The sequence below is a fragment of the Devosia rhodophyticola genome (genome assembly GCF_028816475.1).
GTDB classification, from domain to species: Bacteria; Pseudomonadota; Alphaproteobacteria; order Rhizobiales; family Devosiaceae; genus Devosia; species Devosia rhodophyticola.
The window spans coordinates 1,119,732-1,140,673 of sequence record NZ_CP118247.1; the positions used below are offsets into that span (position 1 = coordinate 1,119,732).

The 20,942-nt window shown below is 58.9% G+C and carries 19 protein-coding genes; 13 read left to right on the forward strand and 6 right to left on the reverse strand.

The window, feature by feature from the left end; translation table 11 throughout:
- Positions 1-27: 27 nt before the first annotated feature.
- The 3 genes from PSQ90_RS05470 to PSQ90_RS05480 form a co-directional block, all read right to left on the reverse strand.
- The gene (locus tag PSQ90_RS05470; protein WP_282212413.1) at positions 28-1,584 is read right to left on the reverse strand and encodes a mechanosensitive ion channel domain-containing protein; all 1,557 of its coding nucleotides are present in this window, start codon (positions 1,582-1,584) and stop codon (positions 28-30) included.
- Positions 1,578-2,363: a hypothetical protein gene (locus PSQ90_RS05475; RefSeq protein WP_282212414.1), complete on the reverse strand. Its 786-nt coding sequence runs from the start codon at positions 2,361-2,363 to the stop codon at positions 1,578-1,580. The genes PSQ90_RS05470 and PSQ90_RS05475 overlap by 7 nt, the downstream gene beginning before the upstream one ends.
- Before the next feature lie 108 nt (positions 2,364-2,471).
- Positions 2,472-3,884, reverse strand: a complete 1,413-nt coding sequence (locus tag PSQ90_RS05480) for an NAD(P)H-dependent flavin oxidoreductase (RefSeq protein ID WP_282212415.1) — start codon at positions 3,882-3,884, stop codon at positions 2,472-2,474.
- Between the two features lie 196 nt (positions 3,885-4,080).
- Between PSQ90_RS05480 and chrA the strand changes: the two genes are divergently transcribed.
- Positions 4,081-5,307, forward strand: a complete 1,227-nt coding sequence (chrA, locus tag PSQ90_RS05485) for a chromate efflux transporter (protein WP_407648173.1) — start codon at positions 4,081-4,083, stop codon at positions 5,305-5,307.
- Here chrA and PSQ90_RS05490 read toward each other — a convergent pair.
- A complete protein-coding gene (locus PSQ90_RS05490) occupies positions 5,304-6,386 on the reverse strand; it encodes a calcium:proton antiporter (RefSeq protein ID WP_282212993.1) in 1,083 nt (360 codons plus the stop codon). The genes chrA and PSQ90_RS05490 overlap by 4 nt on opposite strands.
- Before the next feature lie 175 nt (positions 6,387-6,561).
- On the opposite strand from PSQ90_RS05490, the gene PSQ90_RS05495 reads away from it, so the two are divergent.
- Both PSQ90_RS05495 and PSQ90_RS05500 read left to right on the forward strand, forming a co-directional pair.
- Positions 6,562-7,224 carry an HAD family hydrolase gene (locus tag PSQ90_RS05495; protein WP_282212416.1) on the forward strand — a complete coding sequence of 221 codons (663 nt, stop codon included), beginning with the start codon at positions 6,562-6,564 and terminating at the stop codon, positions 7,222-7,224.
- Between the two features lie 325 nt (positions 7,225-7,549).
- A complete protein-coding gene (locus PSQ90_RS05500; protein WP_282212417.1) occupies positions 7,550-8,437 on the forward strand; it encodes a cell wall hydrolase in 888 nt (295 codons plus the stop codon).
- Positions 8,438-8,542: 105 nt separating this feature from the next.
- On the opposite strand, the gene PSQ90_RS05505 is transcribed toward PSQ90_RS05500, so the two are convergent.
- Both PSQ90_RS05505 and pckA read right to left on the reverse strand, forming a co-directional pair.
- Complete coding sequence (locus PSQ90_RS05505) at positions 8,543-9,295, reverse strand: hypothetical protein (RefSeq protein WP_282212418.1); 753 nt, start codon at positions 9,293-9,295, stop codon at positions 8,543-8,545.
- Between the two features lie 60 nt (positions 9,296-9,355).
- On the reverse strand, positions 9,356-10,948 hold the full coding sequence (gene pckA, locus PSQ90_RS05510) for a phosphoenolpyruvate carboxykinase (ATP) (protein ID WP_282212419.1): 1,593 nt from the start codon (positions 10,946-10,948) through the stop codon (positions 9,356-9,358).
- 251 nt (positions 10,949-11,199) lie between these two features.
- On the opposite strand from pckA, the gene PSQ90_RS05515 reads away from it, so the two are divergent.
- The 10 genes from PSQ90_RS05515 (at position 11,200) to tsaE (ending at position 20,925) form a co-directional block, all read left to right on the forward strand.
- Positions 11,200-11,913 (forward strand): response regulator transcription factor, encoded by a 714-nt coding sequence (locus PSQ90_RS05515; RefSeq protein ID WP_282212420.1) that lies wholly within the window; start codon positions 11,200-11,202, stop codon positions 11,911-11,913.
- 27 nt (positions 11,914-11,940) lie between these two features.
- Entirely contained in the window at positions 11,941-13,707 is a 1,767-nt protein-coding gene (locus PSQ90_RS05520; protein WP_282212421.1) for a sensor histidine kinase, read from the forward strand.
- Between the two features lie 9 nt (positions 13,708-13,716).
- Entirely contained in the window at positions 13,717-14,187 is a 471-nt protein-coding gene (locus tag PSQ90_RS05525; RefSeq protein ID WP_282212422.1) for an HPr kinase/phosphorylase, read from the forward strand.
- A 177-nt stretch (positions 14,188-14,364) separates the two neighbouring features.
- The gene (locus PSQ90_RS05530; protein WP_282212423.1) at positions 14,365-14,766 is read left to right on the forward strand and encodes a PTS sugar transporter subunit IIA; all 402 of its coding nucleotides are present in this window, start codon (positions 14,365-14,367) and stop codon (positions 14,764-14,766) included.
- 5 nt (positions 14,767-14,771) lie between these two features.
- Positions 14,772-15,083, forward strand: a complete 312-nt coding sequence (locus tag PSQ90_RS05535) for an HPr family phosphocarrier protein (RefSeq protein WP_282212424.1) — start codon at positions 14,772-14,774, stop codon at positions 15,081-15,083.
- A gap of 5 nt (positions 15,084-15,088) precedes the next feature.
- Positions 15,089-15,622: a GrpB family protein gene (locus tag PSQ90_RS05540; RefSeq protein WP_282212425.1), complete on the forward strand. Its 534-nt coding sequence runs from the start codon at positions 15,089-15,091 to the stop codon at positions 15,620-15,622.
- Between the two features lie 45 nt (positions 15,623-15,667).
- Entirely contained in the window at positions 15,668-16,180 is a 513-nt protein-coding gene (locus tag PSQ90_RS05545; protein ID WP_282212426.1) for a DUF2937 family protein, read from the forward strand.
- Between the two features lie 122 nt (positions 16,181-16,302).
- Positions 16,303-17,706, forward strand: coding sequence for an adenosylhomocysteinase (ahcY, locus tag PSQ90_RS05550; protein ID WP_282212427.1), 1,404 nt, complete (start codon positions 16,303-16,305; stop codon positions 17,704-17,706).
- 430 nt (positions 17,707-18,136) lie between these two features.
- On the forward strand, positions 18,137-20,485 hold the full coding sequence (locus tag PSQ90_RS05555; RefSeq protein WP_282212428.1) for a sensor histidine kinase: 2,349 nt from the start codon (positions 18,137-18,139) through the stop codon (positions 20,483-20,485).
- Positions 20,485-20,925, forward strand: coding sequence for a tRNA (adenosine(37)-N6)-threonylcarbamoyltransferase complex ATPase subunit type 1 TsaE (gene tsaE / locus PSQ90_RS05560; protein ID WP_282212429.1), 441 nt, complete (start codon positions 20,485-20,487; stop codon positions 20,923-20,925). The genes PSQ90_RS05555 and tsaE overlap by 1 nt, the downstream gene beginning before the upstream one ends.
- The last annotated feature ends 17 nt before the right edge of the window (positions 20,926-20,942 follow it).

Consider the following 20,942-nt stretch of genomic DNA (forward strand, 5'->3'; position numbering starts at 1 on the left):
GGCTCTCTGCGGCTGGGGCTTTCCCGATCAATTATTGGGATTGTCGAAATCGTCACCATCGGGCACGTCCGGTCCCCGATCCGCCGGTTTGCTGGCGGTGGCGGTGCGCTTTTTCCGTTTGGGCTTGGCAATGGCCGCCTGCGTCTCGTCGGTTGTTTCCGATTCGGCAACAATGCGCATCGGCGGTGCCTTGCCCTTCTTGTCCTCACCAAAGTAGATGGTCTGGTGCGGGAACGGAATTTCGATGCCGCGCGCATCAAACACCGTTTTGAGAATGTCGTTGTAAGCGCGACGGGTTGCCCATTGCTTGCCCGGCAGCGTCATGATGCGGGTCCGCGCGACAACGGCATTGTCGCCAAACTCATTGATGCCCATCCATTCGAGTTCCGCCGACGCCAGATTAGGTGCGACCTCGGGATTGGTTTTGAGTTCTTCGAAGGCATCAAACATGGCTTTTTTGACCTCGCTCATATCCTCGCGATAGGCGACGCCCATGTCGCAAAGTGCATAGGCGAAGCCGCGCATGAAGTTTGAGACCGTATCGACCGAGGAGAATGGCACGATATGATAGACCCCTTCGACATCGCGCAGGCTCGCTGAACGAATGGTCAGGCGTTCGACGCTGCCCGAAATGCCCGCGATACTGACCACATCACCTACGTCGATAGCCCCTTCGAGCTGGATGAAAATGCCTGTGATAATGTCCTGCACCAGCTTTTGCGCGCCAAAGCCGATGGCCAAGCCAATGACACCGGCAGACGCCAGAAGCGGGGCGATATCGATGCCGATTTCGGAGAGAATGAACATGGACGACATCACCACGATGGTGATCGAAAGGGCATTGCGCAACAATACGAGGAGTGTGCGTTCGCGCGCCTTGACCTTGGACGCGGGCCCGTCCTGCAGCCGATAATCGACCCAGGAGCTGATGGTCAGCCAAGCGCCAAAGGCAATCAGTGCCATGATGATGACTGTCACTAGCGATCTGGCAAATCCCGCACCAACGTCGGTTTCAAGCCAGGCGCCAAGACTAAAGACACCGATGGCATCTAGCGCCGCGGCGGTCACCGCAACCAATACCAGCAACCGCAAGAATGTCAGGGCGCGCGGTACAAAGGCGTTGAGACGCTTTTCAAGCAGCGGCACCCGCTCCGACAAATTGGGCGGCAGCTTGACCCCACTCAGAATAAGGCGGTTGAGCAGACTGGCAACGATCAGGCCAAGCACTACTGCAACGATGATTTTGGCAGTCGCCAACAACATCGCCATCATGACGGCAGCGGGCCAAAGCATGACCACGGCAAATAATATGATCAGATAGGTCAAGACCGGCACGTGCCAGCTGCGCACCATCAAGCGCTGGAAATCGCTGTCGAGCGCCTTGGTGTGGCGGGTCAACCAATCGGTAACGGATTCGCGCACCCGCAGCACCAGATTAAACAGCAGCGCCAGAACGATCAGATAACCCAGCGCCGAAACCGCCTGCCCGGCAACCCCTGATACTTCGCGCGTAAAAATCGGCACCAGCAGCAGTTGGCAAAATACAACGATGGAAACGGTTACCCGCAACCAGCCGGTCAGCATGCGGGCCTGATTATCGTTGAGGGAAAGCGTGCGCAGGCCAGGTTGGCGGGGGCGAGTACGGCGCGCACAATCGCCTGAAATACCTCGACCACCAAAAAGGCATTGAGAAACAGGGAATGGGCAAATACCACCTGCCCCGCCTCGCCCAAAAGGCTGACCGCCACCACCGTGCCGCCGCCCCAGGCCAGCGCCACAAGCGCTATATTGGTCACCAGCAGGGTCACGACCGCAACAATCTTGGCGATCCAGCCGCCCGCAGCGGCGCGCCGCCCCAGCATGGCGCGAAAACCGTCGGTCAGATAACGCAGCACGAAAAACAGGCCATAGGTCAAGACGATCAGCACGCCGACCTGCAACAATTGGGCGCCAAGCGAAACATAATCACCGCCCGCCAGGGCACCGAAAAACTGCGGTGCCTGGGCTATTTCTTCCCAAAGACTGCGCACGGATTGAGCCGCAGACTCGGCGGTGGACTGGGTAAATTCGGCAATCTGAGTGCCCAATCCTGCGCCAGGGGCGCTGGCAGCAGGTTCAGCTGTTTCGGCGGCGCCATTCGCATTGGCTTCCAACTCGTCGATGAGTTTCTGGCGCGCCGTGTCATCCTTGAGCACCTCAATCAAAAGCTTGAGCGAGCTTGGATCAGTGGCGGCTTCGGTTGAACTGGTACTGGGCAGACCGGGAATGATTTGGGCCTGTGCCTGGGCGGGCGCATAAAGCGCCAACGCCCCTATCAATGCCATTAGCAACAACAGGGGGCGAAACTTGAAAAGCTCGAGCATAGGGCAATCTGGTCCAGTTCAAAGCGGGCGCAAAACAGCGGCGCCAGAATCGACGCCCCGGAGGCAAACGTCAACAGCGGAGAAGGGATGCATAAAAATACCCATCACCTAAATGGGCCGCAACGGATGCATGGTCTCGATGAACCCTGCAAGCGGGGACAGATCACGGCGCAACTGGCTTTCCGGCAGCCGTGGCACCAGCCGACCCAGACGGTCCAGAACCTGATGGGCTAGTTGGCCAGTGTCCGTATCGGACCGCTCACAATCCTGCGCCGGCTTTACGCGATCAACTCCCGCGTTGGCGGCCAGCCGGTCCAGCAGCAAAACCCATCGGGCATAGTCGCCTGCCCGCTCAAAAAACGGAGGGCGATCCTGCTGGCCCCCAATATTGTCGGCGAGGACACACTGGAACAGATTGCGCAAGAGCGGGGCCAGCTGTGCCAATATCTCGGCGACTTCGGCGCTGTCGGCCTGCCCCATATAGGCGCCGGACATTTCATCGGCATAGCAGGCGGGTGAGCTCATTTCGACAATATCAGCGTCGCTGACCAACATCTGGCCGGCCACTTCAATGCAACTTTCCAGCCGCTCAGCTGCGGTGGGAATGTCAGAGATCGACCCGACGCCGGTTCCAGCGTAAAGCGCCATTTCCGCGAATTGTCCGCTCATATTGCGTAGCGGCGAGTCGGTGCTGAAGCGATGGATCGGCCGGTCGCCTTCGGCGCCAATAATGCCATAGCCGGGATTATCCTGCTCGCTACGCGCTGCCGCTTCCAGCGCCGATTTGAGCACCCGCACCGCGGCTCCCGGCGGCCAGTTGACGTGGAACCGGGTGGTCAAACGCGTGTCGCCTGCCGCAGCGTCAAGCAGTGCCTGCTTGTGAAATGGATGGGCAAAGGATTCGCGGGTCGCCATGAGCGCTGTCCCCATCACCATGCCCTGCGCGCCGAGCGCCATTGCGCAGATCAGATCACGCCCCGTTGCCATTCCACCGGCCGCCGCCACAGGTACGTTTACTGCCTCGACCACCTCGGACAGCAACCGGTGCAGATGTTGGGTGCCGCGCACGTGGCCCCCGGCTTCCTGTCCCTGGGCGATAATGATATCGGCGCCGGCCTCTGCGGCTGCAATGGCCTCGGCTGTTGATCCGATTTGGTAGACCACCTTTATCCCGGCCTTCTTGCAGCGCTCGATGACAGCGCGATCAATGTCCCAGAACAGGCCCACGGTCGGCACACCCAACCTGATGCAGGCATCGACCTGCGCCGTCAAAAGTCTCGGTTCGGTAGCTGCGGGGATGAGATTGACGCCAAAATTGTTCACTCCCCGCTGGCGCAGATCGGCAATTTCCTGCTCGATCAGCGCCACCGGTTCGCGCACCATGCCCAAAAAACCAAAACCACCTGCTGCTGTTACGGCTGCAACCAGTTCTGAACGCGACACCCCGCCCATACCCGCCAGCACAATCGGCCACTGACAGCCAAGTGTTTGACATAAAAGATTATTGTGAAGTTGGGCCATGAGCTGTTCAGCGTTGTTGTGAATGATGCGAAATGAAGTGAACCTACTCCAGCCCCGCCCCTTGGACAATCAGTGTGTCCTGTGACGCGTTAGGCGGTTCCCGACAGTTAGGCAGTGCCCTTAGGCGTGACAGTGTCGTTGCATGGCAATAAGAATCCATGCGGGGGAATCAATCACCACGCGGAAAGTTCGACAATTGAGCACCACTCAAAGCGAAGCATCAGCGCAATCCATCAGGGTCTCAGCATTGGACGTGTTGCTGGCATTTTTTCGTTTGGGGCTGACCTCATTTGGCGGGCCGGTGGCACATCTGGGCTATTTTCGGCAGGAGTTTGTCGTCAAGCGCGGCTGGATTGATGAGCCAGGCTATGCCGACATCGTGGCGCTGTGCCAATTCTTGCCCGGTCCTGCCAGTTCGCAGGTCGGCTTTGCGCTTGGTTTGCGGCGCGCCGGGGCTTGGGGCGGGCTTGCGGCATGGGTGGGTTTTACCCTGCCGTCGGCCATCGCGCTGATCGCCTTTGCCTATGCCGCGTCTTTATTTGACGGCCCGGTTGGCGCCGCCATTCTGCACGGCCTCAAGCTTGTTGCGGTTGCCGTGGTGGCCCAAGCCGTCTGGGGCATGGCCAAAACGCTTTGCCCTGATCGGACGCGCGGCACGATTGGCGCTTTGGCGGCCATGTTGGTGCTGCTGGTCGGCGGTGCCTTTGGCCAGATTGCCGCAATCGTTCTCGGGGGCGCTGCCGGACTGGCGTTTCTGTCAAATCTCAAGGCCCCCGAAACCGGACATTTGGCGTTCCCGATTTCGCGCACCGTCGGTATCGTCGCGTTGGTGTTGTTTGCCATCCTGCTGCTCGGCTTGCCCCTTTTGGCCAGTATTGGCAGCGGTGGCGTCGGCCTTGCGCTTTTTGACGGGTTCTATCGATCCGGCGCGCTGGTTTTCGGCGGCGGCCATGTCGTGCTGCCGCTCTTGCAGGAGCAAGTGGTACCCCAATTCATAGGGGCAGACTCCTTCCTGGCCGGTTATGGCGCGGCCCAAGCCGTTCCGGGTCCCCTGTTCACCTTCGCTGCCTATCTCGGGACGGTTATTGGCAGCAACACGATTGGTCCGATCGCTGCCATTATCTGCCTGATCGCGATTTTCCTGCCCGGCCTGTTGCTGGTGGTGGGCGCGATGCCATTTTGGGAACAGTTCCGCACTCTGCCCAAGGGCCGCGCCATCATGGCAGGCGCCAACGCCGCTGTTGTGGGCATTCTGGGGGCTGCGCTCTACGATCCGGTCTGGACCAGTGCTGTTATCGCGCCGGTTGATGTTGCGATTGCACTGGCTGGATTTGGCCTGCTGGTTCTTTGGAAAGCGCCGCCAACGCTGGTCGTGGGCGTCGTTCTTGTCATCAGCGTCCTCAGCGGGTTGATGCTGGGCTAAAGCCCGATAAAACTCAGCATCAGGAAGGTCGCGAACAGGACGAAATGGGTCATGCCTTCAATGGCATTGGTTTCCCCGTCACTCAGATTGATCGCGGCCACGAGCAATGTCACCGCCACCATCACGGTTTGTACTGGCGTCATCGCCATGACAAAGGGCTGACCGGTAAACAGCGCAATCGCCTCCATCACCGGCACCGTCAGGATCACGGTGGAGAGCGATGCGCCCAGTGCAATATTGATGACGTTTTGCATGCGGTTACGGAGTGCGGCGCGCAAGGCGGTCAGGATTTCGGGTGCCGCAGACAGCGCCGCAACGACGATGGCCACCAGCACAATCGGCGCCCCCAACCCTTCGATCCCCGCATTGAGAAACTGCGACATGACTTCGGCAATCACCCCGATCAGGGCAACGCCGGCGATCAACAGGACAATGGAGGCGGTGACTGACTCTGACGTCCCGGGCTCTGAGGGTTCGGCGGCGTGGCGGTCCCGAACTGCCGTTTTGGCCTTGGGGTAGCTGTAGGAAAAGAAATAGGAGTGTTCGCCCACCTGCCGCCGCAGGAACAGCGCGTAAAGCACGATCATGGCGCCAATGGTAAAGGCAGAATAGGCGTGCCAACGATCATCGGGAACGAATTCGGGCACGATCATTGAAATGCTCATGGCTGTCGCGATCATCACCAGATAGGTGCGGCCGCTATCGTCGTTATAGGGCTGTTCGCCGTGCTTGAGCCCGCCGACCAGCGCCGCCAGACCCAAAATTCCGTTAATGTCGATCATGACAGCTGCATAAATGGTGTCACGTACCAGCGTTTCCCCGGCCCCGTTGGCCATCAGTATGGCCAGGATCAAGACCTCGACCAGCACTGCCGACAGCGTCAGGATCATGGTGCCATAGGGTTCGCCGACTTTATGGGCCAGTATCTCGGCATGGTGGGCCACCCGCATCGATACCCCACCAATCACGGCGATCAGCACCACGGCGGCAACAAGCGCCGACACACGCCCAGCTTCGATCAAGGTATGTTCAAGGGCAAAGCCGATGATGGCGGCCAAGACCCCCAAAATCATCAACATTTCTGCATGCAGATAGAACAGGAATGACCGGGGGCGAAATGGCATCAAACTATCCTTGCTCGGGCTTGTCGGGCCTCTGTTGGCCATGTGTGTGCAACGCTGCCCTGACGCAATTGGGCTGGCAAATCAACGGCGCTGCGCCTATATCGATCCGATGCAGAACGATATAAACGAATTGACGTTGCGTCCATTCGAGGCCGCAATTTTTGATATGGACGGCACCGTCCTTGATACTGAATCGGTTTTCCGGGGCATCGTCTTTGATGTGTGTGCCGATCTTGGCTTTGAAATGACCGATGCCGTGCATCATTCGATGGTCGGCTCGAGCCACGAGCGCACTAACCAGTTGCTGGTGGAAGCTTACGGCGTGGCGTTTCCCTATTCGGTTTTCGATGACATGTGCCGCCGTACAATGCGTGAGCGCCTGACCTTGGGCGTGCCGGTCAAGCCGGGCGCACGTGAAATCCTGCTCGAATTGCGCTCGCGCAAAATCCCGACCGCCATTGCCACGTCGTCGCGCCGCCCCCATGCCCAGTTGCATCTGGAAGTGGCGGGCCTGATCGAAATGTTTGACACCATCGTAACCCGCGATGATGTGGTCAATCCCAAGCCGCACCCCGAGCCCTATTTGATGGCGGCCGGGCGGCTGGGGGTCGAACCCGGCGTTTGCCTTGCCTTTGAAGATAGCCATTCGGGCGTACACGCCGCCCATGGGGCCGGCATGCAAACCATCATGGTGCCCGATCTTGTGCATCCCAGCGAAGAAATCCGCGCCCTGGGGATTGCCATTGTCGAGAGCCTTGAGCACGTCCATCGGGCCGCCTTTCCGACGCGCTGACCCCAAAGCGTTCCCCGAAAGCCACAGTCAAACGTTAACAAGCATTCCTCAACAGGATGCATAAAATTACGTGTTTTGACGTAATATCCGGTTCTTCCTAAACCAACCTATTGAAATTCATGGGTTTTCATGTCGCCCGTGCTGGGTTAACCCTGTTTTAAGATGCTAAGCGGCATAGTTAATCAGCGGTAAATTTTGGGTTTCCAGCGTCGACTGGCTCGGATAGTGTGCCGCCCGGGCAAGGCTGCTGATGCAGAGGCAGCCTGACGTGACGGAATCGGACCCGTGTGGCGAGGCCACGGGGTTCAGGGGAAGGGACGCCATTTTGACGCCAACACAGCTCACCACAGCTGCGCGCGCGCTAACGACCGTGTTGGTTGCCGGGGCTTTTGCCTTGGCGCTTGGGATTGGTGTGGGCACCGCTCAGGCAGAATCCACGCAATCAAACTATGTCACCCCCCTACCCGTGCCTGAAAATATTGCCGCGTTACGCACGCAACCGGCGCTGGGTGTAACCATTGTGCCAATGGCCCCAGGCGAGCAGCCGCTTTCATCCGCATTGCTCAAGAATTACATCGCCCGGCAGGCGGCGCTTCGCGCTTTTACCGCATTTGACGAGGCCAATCCGTCCCCGATCAGTTCCAACCTGGTTTTGGGCTATATTTCGCGCACCACCGAGAATAACCGGGCACTGGATGCCATTGCGGGCGCATCCAACGAAGAAAGTTCCCCGCTCAACAGCGATATTCTGGCTAATTATGTGCAGGATCGGTTCCAGCCGACAGCCAAGCGCATTACGCAGGCCAACAAGGAACGCGACTGCCTGACACAGGCAATCTATCATGAGGCTCGCGGGGAAAGCCTGCAGGGCCAGTGGGCAGTGGCCAATGTCATTGTAAACCGCGCCCTGTCGAAAAGGTTCCCGTCAACATTGTGCGGCGTGATTTATCAGAACGCCGACAAGGGCCGTTACAAGTGCCAGTTCACCTTTGCCTGTGATGGCAAGTCCGATGCACCGGGCGAGCGGTCGGCCTGGCGTCGGTCGGCGGGCATTGCCTCCAAGGTCTATGGCGAATTTGCTCGCGGCATCAAGGTTCCAACGTTGCCGCGCACCGCGCTTTATTATCATACGACGGCGGTTAATCCGTCCTGGTCCAATGTTTATACCCAAGTCGCCCAGATCGGCTCGCACCTGTTCTACGCGCCGAACTAGCCGCCGGTTCCATATCAGAATGAGTGCTTTGACATTGTGCACCTTGCACGGTCGACGTGATGGCCTGTTTGTAGCCGTGACCGGGGCAGCATCTGCCCAAGGCTGTCAATAGCGCCGTGGAACGCTGATCGGCTCCAGTGTCATTGCAGCTTTCCGATGAACATGCACATTGCGATATTGCTGCTGACCATCGGGCGAGGCCACATGGATCAGATCGCGATTGCGCTGATCCGCGGGCAGGAACCAGAAGGTCCATTCAGCACTCGCCCAGAATGCCGGATCAATCGAACGCAGCATGCGCCCATCAGCATCTGCCTTGCCCCAGGCGCGCAAGCGACCATCGGCCAAGGCGCGGGCAATATGGGCCCCCACCTTTTGAGCCCGCGCCTTGGACCCGGCCGAAGCCTCCAGATCGGGATCAAGCAGCAGAAACAGTTCGCGGATCGCCATATCAGGCTGCCCGACATTTGCAGGGGCAACACGGGGCTGAGCGATAGCATGGGGCGCCGCTGCAGCCACAATAGTCTCGGCCGCCGTATTCCGGGCCACCCCTGGTGGTTGAGCAGCCGTTGCCTCAACCGTGTTTGGCCGCATTTCGAGGTTGGCAGGCGTTGCGGCAATTGCATCTTTGCGGCGCGGCGCAAACGTCCACCAGAAAATCAGGGCCGAGAGCAACAGCAGCGCGCCCCCGCCCACCCAATTGTCGGACGCCGGCAGTTGCAGCGCCGGCAGGTCGAGACCATAATCGGCGAAAAACCGGGCAATATTGGAGACTTCGCCGGTGTGGGGGCGCTGGCTAATCACCGCGACACCAAGGCCAGCGGCAAGGACGAGAAGTTTGAAAAGACGAGCAATCATGCCGCCCCCAATAGCATTAGTTCGATGATTTGGGAGCGGCTTTTACGTCCTAAATGTTCACTATTCGGCGGCGTGTGCCAATTTAGGGCCAGCCGCAGCGTCGGCATCTGTCCCGAATTTGACAAAGTTCTGCTGGAACAGTCCGGCCAAATGTTCGGCCTGTTGATCATAGGCGCTGGTATCGGCCCAGGTCTGGCGCGGATTAAGCAGTTTGGGCGCTATTCCCTTTACGGCCTTGGGCACTGCAAAGCCGAAGAGTTCGTCCTCGCGCATTTCAGCCCCGTCCAATTCGCCATTAAGAGCGGCATTGAGCAGCCGACGGGTTGAGGCCAGATCAATGCGCCGCCCAACCCCATAGCCGCCGCCGGTCCAGCCGGTATTGATCAGCCAGGCACCCGCACCGCTGCTGCGCAGGCGTTCAGCCAGCATTTCCCCATAAACCCCGGGATGCAACGGCATGAACGGGGCGCCAAAGCAGGCCGAGAATGTCGCTTGAGGCTCGGTGACACCGCGCTCGGTACCTGCCACTTTTGCCGTGTAGCCGGATAGAAAATGATAAACCGCCTGCTCGGGCGTTAGCCGGGCAATCGGCGGCAGCACGCCAAAGGCATCGGCGGTCAGGAACACCACCGTATTGGGCACGCCACCAATGCTGCCCTTGGCAATGCTGGGCAAAACTTCAATTGAATAGGCGGCGCGGGTATTTTCAGTCAGGCTGGTGTCGTTGAAATCGGGCACATGGGTTGTGGGATCAAGCACGACATTTTCCAGGACCGTGCCAAATTTCCGGGTGGCGGCAAAAATTTCGGGCTCGGCATTGGCACTGAGCTTGACGGTTTTGGCATAACACCCACCCTCAAGGTTAAACACGCCATCGGTACTCCAGCCGTGCTCATCATCGCCAATTAGCGGGCGGGCGGGATCGTTGGAGAGCGTGGTCTTGCCGGTACCCGACAGGCCGAAAAACAGCGCCGTTTCACCTTTTTCATTGAGGTTGGCCGAACAATGCATCGGCAGCACGTCATTGAGCGGGGCGTGGAAATTGAACAGCGAAAAGACGCTCTTCTTGATTTCACCAGCATAGAGCGTGCCTGCAATCACCACGATATTGCGGCTCATGTCGAGTGCAATGACTGTTTCGGTGCGGCTGCCATGGCGGGCCGGATCGGCCTTGAAATGGGGCGCGTGCAGAATAGTCACTTCTGCCGGACTGGTGCCGCGCTCGATATCGCCGGGCCGGATCAACAGGTTGGCGATGAACAGCGCATGCCATGCCGACGGCGTTAGAACGGTCACGGCAAACTGGTGGCGTGGATCGGCCCCCGCCAACAGATCCTGACGAAACAGATCCTTGTCGGCCAGCGAAGCACTGGCGTCGGCCAGCAATAGCTCAAATTGGTTGGGCGACATGGCGGCAGTATTGTCCCACCACACCTTATCCTTTGTCAGAGCATCCCTGACGATAAACTTGTCCTTGGGAGAACGGCCCGTAAACGCTCCCGTGGTTACCGACAGCGCGCCATCTGCGGTCAACGTCGCGCCACCAGCCGAAAGTGCCTTGGCAACCAGTGCGGGTGCAACCTCGTTAGCACTGCAATAGGTGGCCCGCGTCTCGATGGCGGCGCGAAGGGTTGGATGGCTGAAATCACGCATGAGAAACTCCCGATGGCGTCAGGGACAGATTGCCGACGCTATGGCGCAATTGTGGGGGATGGGAGGCGGCTCAACCATCCCGAAATCGGTCGTAAGACGGAAGTCGGATACGGGCGTGGCAGATGGCCTCACTGTTATCGCCCTTGGCCGCGCCTTATTTAACGCGTAATTATCAAGTGCTAACGGGCAAATGAACCGATTTTGCAGCGGGTTTTACTTTGCAGCGTTACAACGAACAAGAAAGGCACTTCATGCCAAAGATCGCTCTGGTTGATGACGACCGCAATATTTTGACCTCGGTGTCCCTGACACTGGAGGCAGAAGGCTATCAGGTTGCCACCTATACAGACGGCGCGTCAGGTCTTGAAGGCTTGACCACCGACAAGCCGGACCTGGCCATTCTCGATATCAAGATGCCGCGCATGGATGGCATGGAACTCCTGCGCCGCCTGCGGCAGAAATCAGACGTGCCTGTCATTTTTCTCACGTCCAAGGACGAAGAGATCGACGAGTTGTTCGGCCTCAAGATGGGGGCTGACGATTTCATCACCAAGCCGTTTTCACAGCGCCTGCTGGTCGAGCGGGTCAAGGCGATCCTGCGCCGGTCGGCACCGCGCGATCCATCGGCACCTGCAGGCGCTCCCGGTGATAACGGTAGCGGCGCGCTGATCGAGCGCGGTTCGCTGGTAATGGACGAGGAACGTCACACCTGCACCTGGAAAGGGCAGCGCGTGACATTGACGGTCACCGAGTTCCTGATCCTGCAGGCACTGGCCCTGCGGCCGGGCGTCGTCAAATCGCGCAACGCGCTCATGGATGCGGCCTATGATGATCAGGTCTATGTCGATGATCGCACCATCGACAGCCACATCAAGCGGCTGCGCAAGAAATTCAAGGCGACCGACGATGACTTTGAAATGATCGAGACGCTCTATGGCGTGGGATATCGCTTCAAGGAACAATAGGCGGGGGTGGTAAGCCTTCATCCAGACATGGACAAGTTGATCAAGCCAGATGCAGCCGAAAAGTCCCGACGCGGGCGGCGTGACGGGGCATGGCATCGGCTGGTCGTCGCGCCAGTCTATCGACTTGGCCACAATATCCGGCGGTTCCTCGATTTTACCATATTTTCGAGCCTGACCCGCCGGATCATCGTGCTTAATCTGGCGGGCCTTTTGGTGCTGGTGGTGGGCATTCTTTATCTCAACCAGTGGCGCGCCGGGCTGATCGACGCGCGGGTGCAATCGCTGCGGGTGCAAGGCGAAATCATTGCCGCCGCCATCGCCGCCTCGGCAACGGTTGATAGCGATGTTATCTCGATCAACCCTGATCGCCTGCTTGATCTCAAGAACGATAGCACCCTGTCCCCCTTGTCCTACTTTGATCCCACGCTGGAATTTCCCATCAGCCCTGAGCGGGTGGCGCCATTATTGCGCAATCTCGTCACGCCAACCAAAACCCGCGCCCGCATTTATGATCAGGGTGGGCTGATGATCTTGGACAGCGACAATATCTATAGTCGTGGCGAAGTGATGCGGCAGATCAATCAGGCCGACGATCAGCCAATCTCGTTCCTGCAGGACTGGTGGAACACCGTGCTCAATTGGGTGCCGGGGGAAAATTTCCCGCTTTATCAGGAATATGACGAGGACGAAGGGCGCCGCTATCCCGAAGTCACCTCGGCGCTTTCCGGTGCCCCTGCCGATTTTGTGCGGGTTGACGCCAAGCACCAACTGGTCGTCTCGGTGGCCGTGCCCGTGCAACGCCTGCGCGCCATCGTCGGGGTGTTGCTGCTCTCGACCGCGCCGGGTGATATTGATTCCATCGTTGCAACCGAGCGCTGGAGCATTTTACGCATTGCGCTGATCGCAGCAGCGGTGACCATTTCCCTGTCACTGCTGCTTGCTGGCACCATTGCCGGGCCGATGCGGCGGCTGTCGGCGGCGGCCGAACGGGTACAAACGGCCGGCAACGCTCGTACCGAAATCCCCGATTTTACTGATCGCCCTGATGAGATCGGCCACCTCTCCGGTGCGCTGCGACAAATGACTGACGCGCTCTATAATCGTATCGAGGCCATCGAACGGTTCGCCGCCGACGTCGCCCATGAACTTAAAAACCCACTCACCTCGTTGCGCTCGGCAGTCGAAACACTGCCACGCGCCAAGCGTCCCGAGGATCAGGCACGGCTCAACGCCATCATCCAGCACGATGTGCGGCGGCTTGACCGGCTGATCTCCGATATTTCCAATGCCAGTCGGCTTGATGCGGAGCTGGCGCGCGAAAGTGCGGATCGGGTCGATATCGAACAGTTGGCCCAGGCCATGGTCGAGATGCAGGCCGAACTTGCTGCCGAGCACAAGGTTAAGGTGGTAATGAGCAAGCGTCAGGGCCGCAACCCCGCCATTGCCATCGGCCACGAAAGCCGCCTGGCACAGGTTTTTGCCAATCTGATCGACAATGCCATTTCATTCTCACCGCCAGGGGGCACCGTCGGCGTTACGCTGGTGACCGATGCAGAAAATCTGACGATCACGATAAGTGATGAAGGCTCGGGAATAACCGGCGACGCCAGCCGGATTTTCCAGCGCTTTTATACAGATCGCCCGGAGCGGGACGGGTTTGGCGACCATTCGGGGCTGGGCCTGTCGATCTCGCGTCAGATCGTTGTGGCGCACAAGGGCACGATCCGGGCGCAAAATCGTGACGACCGGTCGGGTGCCCTGTTCAGCGTTGTATTGCCGCGCGCCCGCAAATAGACTGGCCCGATGAGCAATCCGCAAAATGTGCATGGCACAGGGCTGATGCTGGGACAAACCGGCATTCTGGTGCGCGGTCCGTCCGGCTCGGGAAAGTCAGTCCTGGCACTGGCGCTGCTTGAGCGCTGGGAAATGATGGGAAAATTGGCGCTGCTCATCAGTGATGATCAGGTTCTGCTCAATGCCGGGCACGGGCACCTGCAAATGCAGGCACCCGCCAGCATTGCCGGTAAAATGGAATTGCGTGGTCGTGGCATCGTCTCGCGCCCTATGCTGGAGAGTGCTCCGCTGCATCTGGTCATAGACCTGGTCGAGACGCTCGAACGCATGCCGCCTGAGGAGGCTTTTGCCGTCGAATTGCTGGGCGTTGGGGTTGCGCGTGCTCCTGTGGCACGTGCCGGGGTCATCGAATTGAGCCATCAAACGCTTCTGGTGGTTGAAGCGATCCGGGCGCTGGCGCCGCGCCCCTCGGAACTGTGAAAATTTATTACTTGATACATCGTGCCCCGAAGCGGTCTATTACCGGCGAAACTGCCTGCATGCCGTCTTGGCGGTGGAATGGTGTGCGCAAACTGTGGACGAAGTGCCCCGGCTCGATATAGTAGGGCGCGGCGGCCGAAACTTTGCGGGCGTATATTCGCCCTGTGGGGAAAGTGCATGATCGGTATGGTTCTGGTGACGCATGGCGCGCTCGCCGTCGAGTTCAAGTCAGCGCTGGAGCATGTCGTGGGGCCGCAGGAATTCTGCGAAACCATCTGCATCGGTCCGGAAGACAATATGGATAATCGGCGTGACGATATCCTGAGCGCGCTTGAGCGGGCCAATGATGGGCAAGGCGTCGTCATCCTGACCGACATGTTTGGCGGCACCCCTTCCAATCTGGCGATTTCGGTCATGCAGAACGGCATGGTGGAAGTAATCGCCGGGGTCAATCTGCCCATGCTGGTCAAGCTGGCGCGCATCCGGGGCGAGATGCCGATCAAGGAAGCGGTCGACAAGGCCCAGGAGGCGGGCCGCAAATATATCAATGTCGCCAATTCGATTTTGGGCGGGAGCTGATCGCGATGGAGGGGACAGCCAGTGCCGGCCGAGCGGTCGCCCAGCAACTGACCATCGTTAATCGCAAGGGCCTGCACGCCCGCGCTTCGGCCCGCTTCGTGCGCACCGCTGAATGTTTTGATGCAACGGTGCATGTGGTCAAGGACGGTACGTCCGTTGATGGCAATTCGATCATGGGCCTGATGATGCTGGGTGCCGGGCCCGGATCCACCATTCTGGTCCAGGCCAGTGGCAAGCAGGCCCGAGAAGCGCTAGAGGCGCTGGTTGAACTGGTCAATAACGGTTTTGACGAGGACAGCGACGGGGCGGCGGTCTGATCGCGATGGAGCAGATCCATCTTTTTCCTTACGATCCTGCGTGGCCCAATATCTATCGCACCGAAGAAGCATTGGTCCGCTCATGCCTGATACGGCCGCCCTTACTGATCGAGCATATGGGATCGACTGCCGTTCCCGGCCTTGCAGCCAAACCGATCGTCGATATTATCGTTTTGGTTGATGAGCTTGAGCACGGGCGCGCGGCGATCCCGGCTCTTGAGACCACGGGCTATTCCTATTGGTCAGCCAATCCCGATACGACCAAGCTGTATCTTGTCAAAGGACTGCCGCCAGCACCACGGCGCACCCACCATCTGCACATTTACCACCATGCTGGCGAGGTGGCACGCCACCTACTGTTTCGTGACCATTTGCGCGCTAACCCCGAGGCGGTCAAAGCCTATCTGGCGCTCAAGCAAGATTTGGCCACGCGGTTTCGCGATGATCGCGAAGCCTATTCAAAACACAAGACTGCCTTTATCGATGCCTTGGTGCTGTCGTTGGGCGGACCACCGCGCCGTACCGACTGGAACCCTTGAATCACGCCACGGCGCCAAACCAAAATCTGCCAGGGAGACTGTTTCATGCGCAGAATTGTCGCCAGCATCGCAGGGGTTGGCATGGCTATCGGGCTCAGCCAGTTTCCCGAATATGCCCAGCAATATACCCAGCGCCTTGGCGGGGCGGTGGATGAGCTGGCCGGAATTGTTGCCGAATTTGATCGTGCCGCCGCTGAAGGTGGGCTTGATCGCGCCCAGGCGCTGGAGCGCTTTGAGCAATCCGATGACAGTTTTCTGGCCGGGCGCGGCAATGCCATGGTGGCAACCCTTGATCGCTATCAGCAATTGAGCCAGACGCTGGTTCGCATCGAAAACGCCAGTGCCTTTGAACGCCTGCAGTTGCTACCCGACTTCATGGATAGCGATATTGGCGGGCGTACGCTGGAGGTCTTCAAGCCCGCTGTGCCGGTAACGTTTGAAGGTTTTGCCTACGCCGGGGGTGGTTTGGTTGCAGGCTACGGCCTGTTTTCGGGCCTGCTGGCCCTTTTGAGTCTGCCGTTCCGGCGGCGCCATCGCATCCGCCCCACCCGGCTCTAATCGAGATCGATCTGCGCCATCGCTTAAAGATATAAACTTATCTTTATATGCCATGTTGATCCGCGCCGCGCCTGCCGCTATAAGGCGGGCCACACTTAAGGACAGCGCCCGGAGCGACAAGCATGAGCAAGACCCCAACCGACTATGCGGTCAAAGATATTTCCCTGGCCGATTATGGCCGCAAGGAAATTCAGATCGCTGAAATCGAAATGCCCGGCCTGATGGCGATCCGCGAAGAATATGCCGCCGCCCAACCGCTCAAGGGCGCGCGTATTGCCGGTTCGCTCCACATGACCATCCAGACAGCGGTTCTGATCGAAACGCTGGTTGCGCTGGGCGCCGATGTGCGTTGGGTTTCGTGCAACATTTTTTCAACGCAGGATCACGCTGCTGCGGCCATTGCAGCGTCGGGCGTACCGGTTTTTGCTCACAAGGGTGAATCGCTGAAAGAATACTGGGCCTTTACGGACCGGATGATGGATTGGGGCAACGGCGAAGCGCCAAACATGATCCTTGATGATGGTGGCGACGCCACCATGTATGTGCTCAATGGCGCCAGGGCCGAAACCGATCCGGCATTTCTTGAAAAGCCCGGCAATGAAGAAGAAGAAATCTTTTTCGCCACGATCAAAAAGCGCCTTGCCTCGAGCCCTGGCTTTTTCTCAAAGATCCGCGACAGCATCCGTGGCGTTTCGGAAGAAACCACCACTGGTGTCATGCGTCTTTATCAGCTTCATGCCAAGGGCGAGCTGCCGTTCCCCGCGATCAACGTCAATGACTCGGTCACCAAGTCCAAATTCGATAATAAATACGGCACGCGTGAATCGCTGGTCGATGCCATCCGTCGCGGCACCGATGTCATGCTGGCCGGCAAGGTTGCCATCGTTTGCGGCTATGGCGATGTGGGCAAGGGTTCGGCTGAATCGCTGCGCGGCGCTGGTGCGCGCGTATTGGTGACCGAAGTTGACCCGATCTGTGCGCTGCAGGCCGCCATGGAAGGCTTCGAAGTGGTCACGCTTGAAGACGCCATCCATCGCGCCGACGTCGTGGTCACCGCCACCGGCAATCGCGACGTGCTGATGGTCGATGACATGCGCAACCTCAAGGACATGGCAATTGTCTGCAATATCGGCCATTTCGACAATGAGATCGATGTCGCGGGCCTGCGCAATTTCAAATGGACGAACGTCAAGCCTCAGGTCGATCTGATCGAACAGCCCAATGGCAACCGCATGATCCTCCTGTCGGAGGGCCGTCTGGTCAATCTGGGCAATGCCACCGGACACCCCAGCTTTGTGATGAGCGCTTCGTTCGCCAACCAGACACTCGCCCAGATTGAGCTGTGGACCAACAGCAAGAACCTTGAAACCAAAGTTCATGTTCTGCCCAAGCATCTGGACGAGAAAGTTGCACAATTGCACCTGGCCAAGCTCGGCGCCAAATTGACCACGCTGACCAAGTCACAGGCCGATTATATTGGCGTGCCGCAGCACGGCCCGTTCAAATCGGGCGAATATCGCTACTAATCGTTCCTCGCTCAATGCGAGAGCAAATTGATCTTGGGCCTGTCCATTTCTGGACAGGCCTTTTTTCTTGAACAACTGCGGCATTTGTTGCTGTTTCGTTCTCAGGTCAAGCCGCTATATCCGCCTTTTGCCCACTAAGCACAGTCATTAAGACTCTTTTAGCAGAATCGACAGACAGCTATGTTGGAGTGATTCGGTGGTTGGGGGTTCATGCCAACGAATGCGCCTGCTGGCATCTGGCCGCAGCGCTTTGCAAGTACTTGCGTAGCGTTTCGTCTTACACGGGCGCAGTTGGCGGCAACAAAACACGAGGCAGGGTATGGCGCCGGAAAAATTCCGGAAACGTTGGGGATTCGCAGGCATAGTTGCGGCCCCTCTAACCTTGATTTCAGCCGTTCCAGCGCTGGCACAAGGCGTCAGCACCAGCAGCATGGTCAGTAGCGCCCCCTTGGCCTTCGCGGTCGGTGCCGGTGGCTTTGCGCTTCTCGCCATGGTGATCGTGCGCTCGCTCAAGGCGCAGTCCCAAGCAGATCGCGAGCGCTCCAGCGAACAGATTTCAAGTTTGCGGGCTCTACTCGATATTTATGAAGCGCTGATGTCGGGCAGCCAGGAAGTCACTGTCCTGTGGGCTGAAAATTCCCAGGCGCCGCGGTTTCTGGGCCAGGTCTCCTCGGTCTTGCCCGTTGGGCGCAAACCCGAAAGCCTGATGAATTTTGATAGCTGGTTGACTGGCACCAGTGCGGAGGCGCTGGCCGAAAATCTCAGCCAATTGCGCGTCAATGGCCATGGCTTTGCCATCAGCCTGCAGGGTCGCGATGGCCGGGTTATCCGAGCCAATGGTTGGGTATTGGGGGGCGTTGCCATGCGCCTGCGCCCGGCATTCACACAGGCCGAGTCCGCGCCCGAACCCGCCAATGCACTGACCGGAACCGACCCCGACGGGGCGCGCGCCGTATTGGCGCTGTTGAGCAAGCCTTCCTTCATGCGCAACGCCGAAGGGCATCTGGTTTATGCCAACGCTGCCTATCTCACGCTGGCGCAGGCGCTGGGCAAGTCCGGCAAGGCCGAAGCGCCCGTCGAACTGCTTGACCCAGCGCAGTTGAAGTCGCGTCTGGCGCGGCGCGCTAGCGAGGCGACCCCCATCCGGCTGCGGGTCAATTTTCCCGACCAGGGTGATTTTGAGCTGGTCGAATTTGCCATTCCGGGCGGGGCAGCGGGTTATTATCGGCCACTCGAAGAAGCCAAGAGCGAGCAGCGCGACGTCAGCCTTGCCCATATCAGCGGCATCATTGATGCGCTGACGACCCCGATCGCGATTTTCAATGCCAATCGCGAGCTGGTTCAATTCAACCGCGCCTATGCGGCGTTGTGGAATCTGGACCCCAAGTTTCTTGTGCCGGGCCTTGATGAACGGGCCATTCTTGACAAGCTGCGCACAGAAAACATGCTGCCAGCAGAGGTCAATTATCAGACATGGCGCGCCCAGCACCTGACCTCCTACAGCCAGAAGGTTCCACGCGAAAATTCGCCGTGGCACCTGCCGGATGGTCGCTCGATCAAGGTCATTTCCGCCCCCGCCGGTCCGCGCGGCGGCGTCATTTATGTCTTTGACGACATAACCGAACGGCTCAAGCTCGAAAGCACCAACAAGGCGTTTTCCAACGTACAGCGCGAGTCGCTCAATGCCTTGTCGGAAGCTGTTGCGGTGTTCGGCACCAATGGGCGGCTAACGCTTTCCAACCCGCGCCTTTTGGCCCTGTGGAAGCTCCCCGACAATACGTTGGGTCAGCACCCCCATATCGACAAGATTACCGAAGCCTGCGGCAAGGCGATGCCCGAAGATGGTGCCACCATCTGGCGCGATCTCAAGCGCGGCATCATTGATCTTAATCCGACGCGCGCTGATACGACCGGGCGGATCAATCGCGCCGATGGGCGTCTGCTCGACTATACAATTACCCGCCTGCCGGACGGGCAGACAATGATGACCTTCCTTGATGTCACCGAAAGCGCCAGCTACAGCCGGGTCCTCAAGGAGCGCAACGACGCGCTGGTCGCTGCCGACGTTCTCAAGGATGCGTTCGTTGAAAACGTCTCCTATGAACTCCGCTCGCCCCTGACCAATATCATCGGTTTTGCCGATCTCCTGGCCTCCGCCGAGGTTGGCACGCTCAACGAAAAACAACGTGCCTATACCGACTATATCCGCGCCTCTAGTGTCACCCTTGGGGTTTTGATCGACAATATTCTGGATCTGGCTTCGGTCGACGCCGGCATTGCCGAATTGCGGCCCGAGCTGCAAAACATCACCAATCTGGTGGAAAAGGCGCGGGCCGGGCTTTCGGCCACCTTCCCCGAAGTCAGTGGCGAGCAGCCGATCAATCTGGTCATCGATATTTCCGATCATTTGCCCCCCTTCATTGCCGATGGCACCCGTATTGTTCAGATCCTCTACAACCTGCTCTCGAACGCCGCGCGTTTCTCGCCGCCGGGCGGGGAAATCCGCCTGACCGTTTCGGCCAGGGCCGAGCGCATGCTGTTCGTTATCGAGGATGAGGGGCCGGGGCTGACCGATGAAATGCGCGAGGCCATCCTCACCCGGATCGACACACCATCAGACAGCGGCCGTCAGCGCGGCGCAGGACTGGGTCTGGCTATCGTCAAGACGTTCGTTAATCTGCATGGCGGCGTGATTTCGGCGGAAAAGCGCGAGCCGCGTGGAAGCCGGATCACCGTCAATCTGCCGCGTGACAGCGCCATGGTGGGCGCCGCCGAATAATGAGCGCCGCCGCCCAAACCCTGTTCCTGCCCGACGATGCCGCCACTGCCGCTCTTGGGGCAACACTGGCCGGACAATTGGCGCCCGGCGACCTTGTAGTGCTCGAGGGTGATCTGGGCGCGGGCAAGACTGCCCTGGCCCGGGCGATTATTCGGGCGTTGGTCAAGGATCCGCATCACGAAGTGCCCTCCCCAACCTTTGCGCTGGTCCAACCCTATCAAGCAGGCACGACCCCGATTTTACACGCCGATCTCTATCGGTTGGGCGACCCCGACGAAATTGCCGAATTGGGGCTTTTGGATAATCCTGCTGCAATAGTTCTTGTGGAATGGGCGGCGCGAGCGCCAGAATTGCTCGAACTGGCGACTCACACCATCGCTTTGACGATTCCCACTGGTGGGGTGGGTCGAAACGTTAACGTTGTGCTAACCAGACGCTAACGCCGCGTGCGGAAATG

Coding starts and splice junctions, on each gene's coding strand:
- pckA (WP_282212419.1), bottom strand. CDS start 10,948: ATGCGTGATTTCAGCCATCCAACCCTTCGCGCCGCCATCGAGACGCGG.
- ahcY (WP_282212427.1), top strand. CDS start 16,303: ATGAGCAAGACCCCAACCGACTATGCGGTCAAAGATATTTCCCTGGCC.
- PSQ90_RS05540 (WP_282212425.1), top strand. CDS start 15,089: ATGGAGCAGATCCATCTTTTTCCTTACGATCCTGCGTGGCCCAATATC.
- PSQ90_RS05505 (WP_282212418.1), bottom strand. CDS start 9,295: ATGATTGCTCGTCTTTTCAAACTTCTCGTCCTTGCCGCTGGCCTTGGT.
- tsaE (WP_282212429.1), top strand. CDS start 20,485: ATGAGCGCCGCCGCCCAAACCCTGTTCCTGCCCGACGATGCCGCCACT.
- PSQ90_RS05530 (WP_282212423.1), top strand. CDS start 14,365: ATGATCGGTATGGTTCTGGTGACGCATGGCGCGCTCGCCGTCGAGTTC.
- PSQ90_RS05475 (WP_282212414.1), bottom strand. CDS start 2,363: ATGCTCGAGCTTTTCAAGTTTCGCCCCCTGTTGTTGCTAATGGCATTG.
- PSQ90_RS05470 (WP_282212413.1), bottom strand. CDS start 1,584: ATGCTGACCGGCTGGTTGCGGGTAACCGTTTCCATCGTTGTATTTTGC.
- PSQ90_RS05490 (WP_282212993.1), bottom strand. CDS start 6,386: ATGTTGATGATTTTGGGGGTCTTGGCCGCCATCATCGGCTTTGCCCTT.
- PSQ90_RS05555 (WP_282212428.1), top strand. CDS start 18,137: ATGGTCAGTAGCGCCCCCTTGGCCTTCGCGGTCGGTGCCGGTGGCTTT.
- PSQ90_RS05515 (WP_282212420.1), top strand. CDS start 11,200: ATGCCAAAGATCGCTCTGGTTGATGACGACCGCAATATTTTGACCTCG.
- PSQ90_RS05525 (WP_282212422.1), top strand. CDS start 13,717: ATGAGCAATCCGCAAAATGTGCATGGCACAGGGCTGATGCTGGGACAA.
- PSQ90_RS05480 (WP_282212415.1), bottom strand. CDS start 3,884: ATGGCCCAACTTCACAATAATCTTTTATGTCAAACACTTGGCTGTCAG.
- PSQ90_RS05535 (WP_282212424.1), top strand. CDS start 14,772: ATGGAGGGGACAGCCAGTGCCGGCCGAGCGGTCGCCCAGCAACTGACC.
- PSQ90_RS05520 (WP_282212421.1), top strand. CDS start 11,941: ATGGACAAGTTGATCAAGCCAGATGCAGCCGAAAAGTCCCGACGCGGG.
- PSQ90_RS05545 (WP_282212426.1), top strand. CDS start 15,668: ATGCGCAGAATTGTCGCCAGCATCGCAGGGGTTGGCATGGCTATCGGG.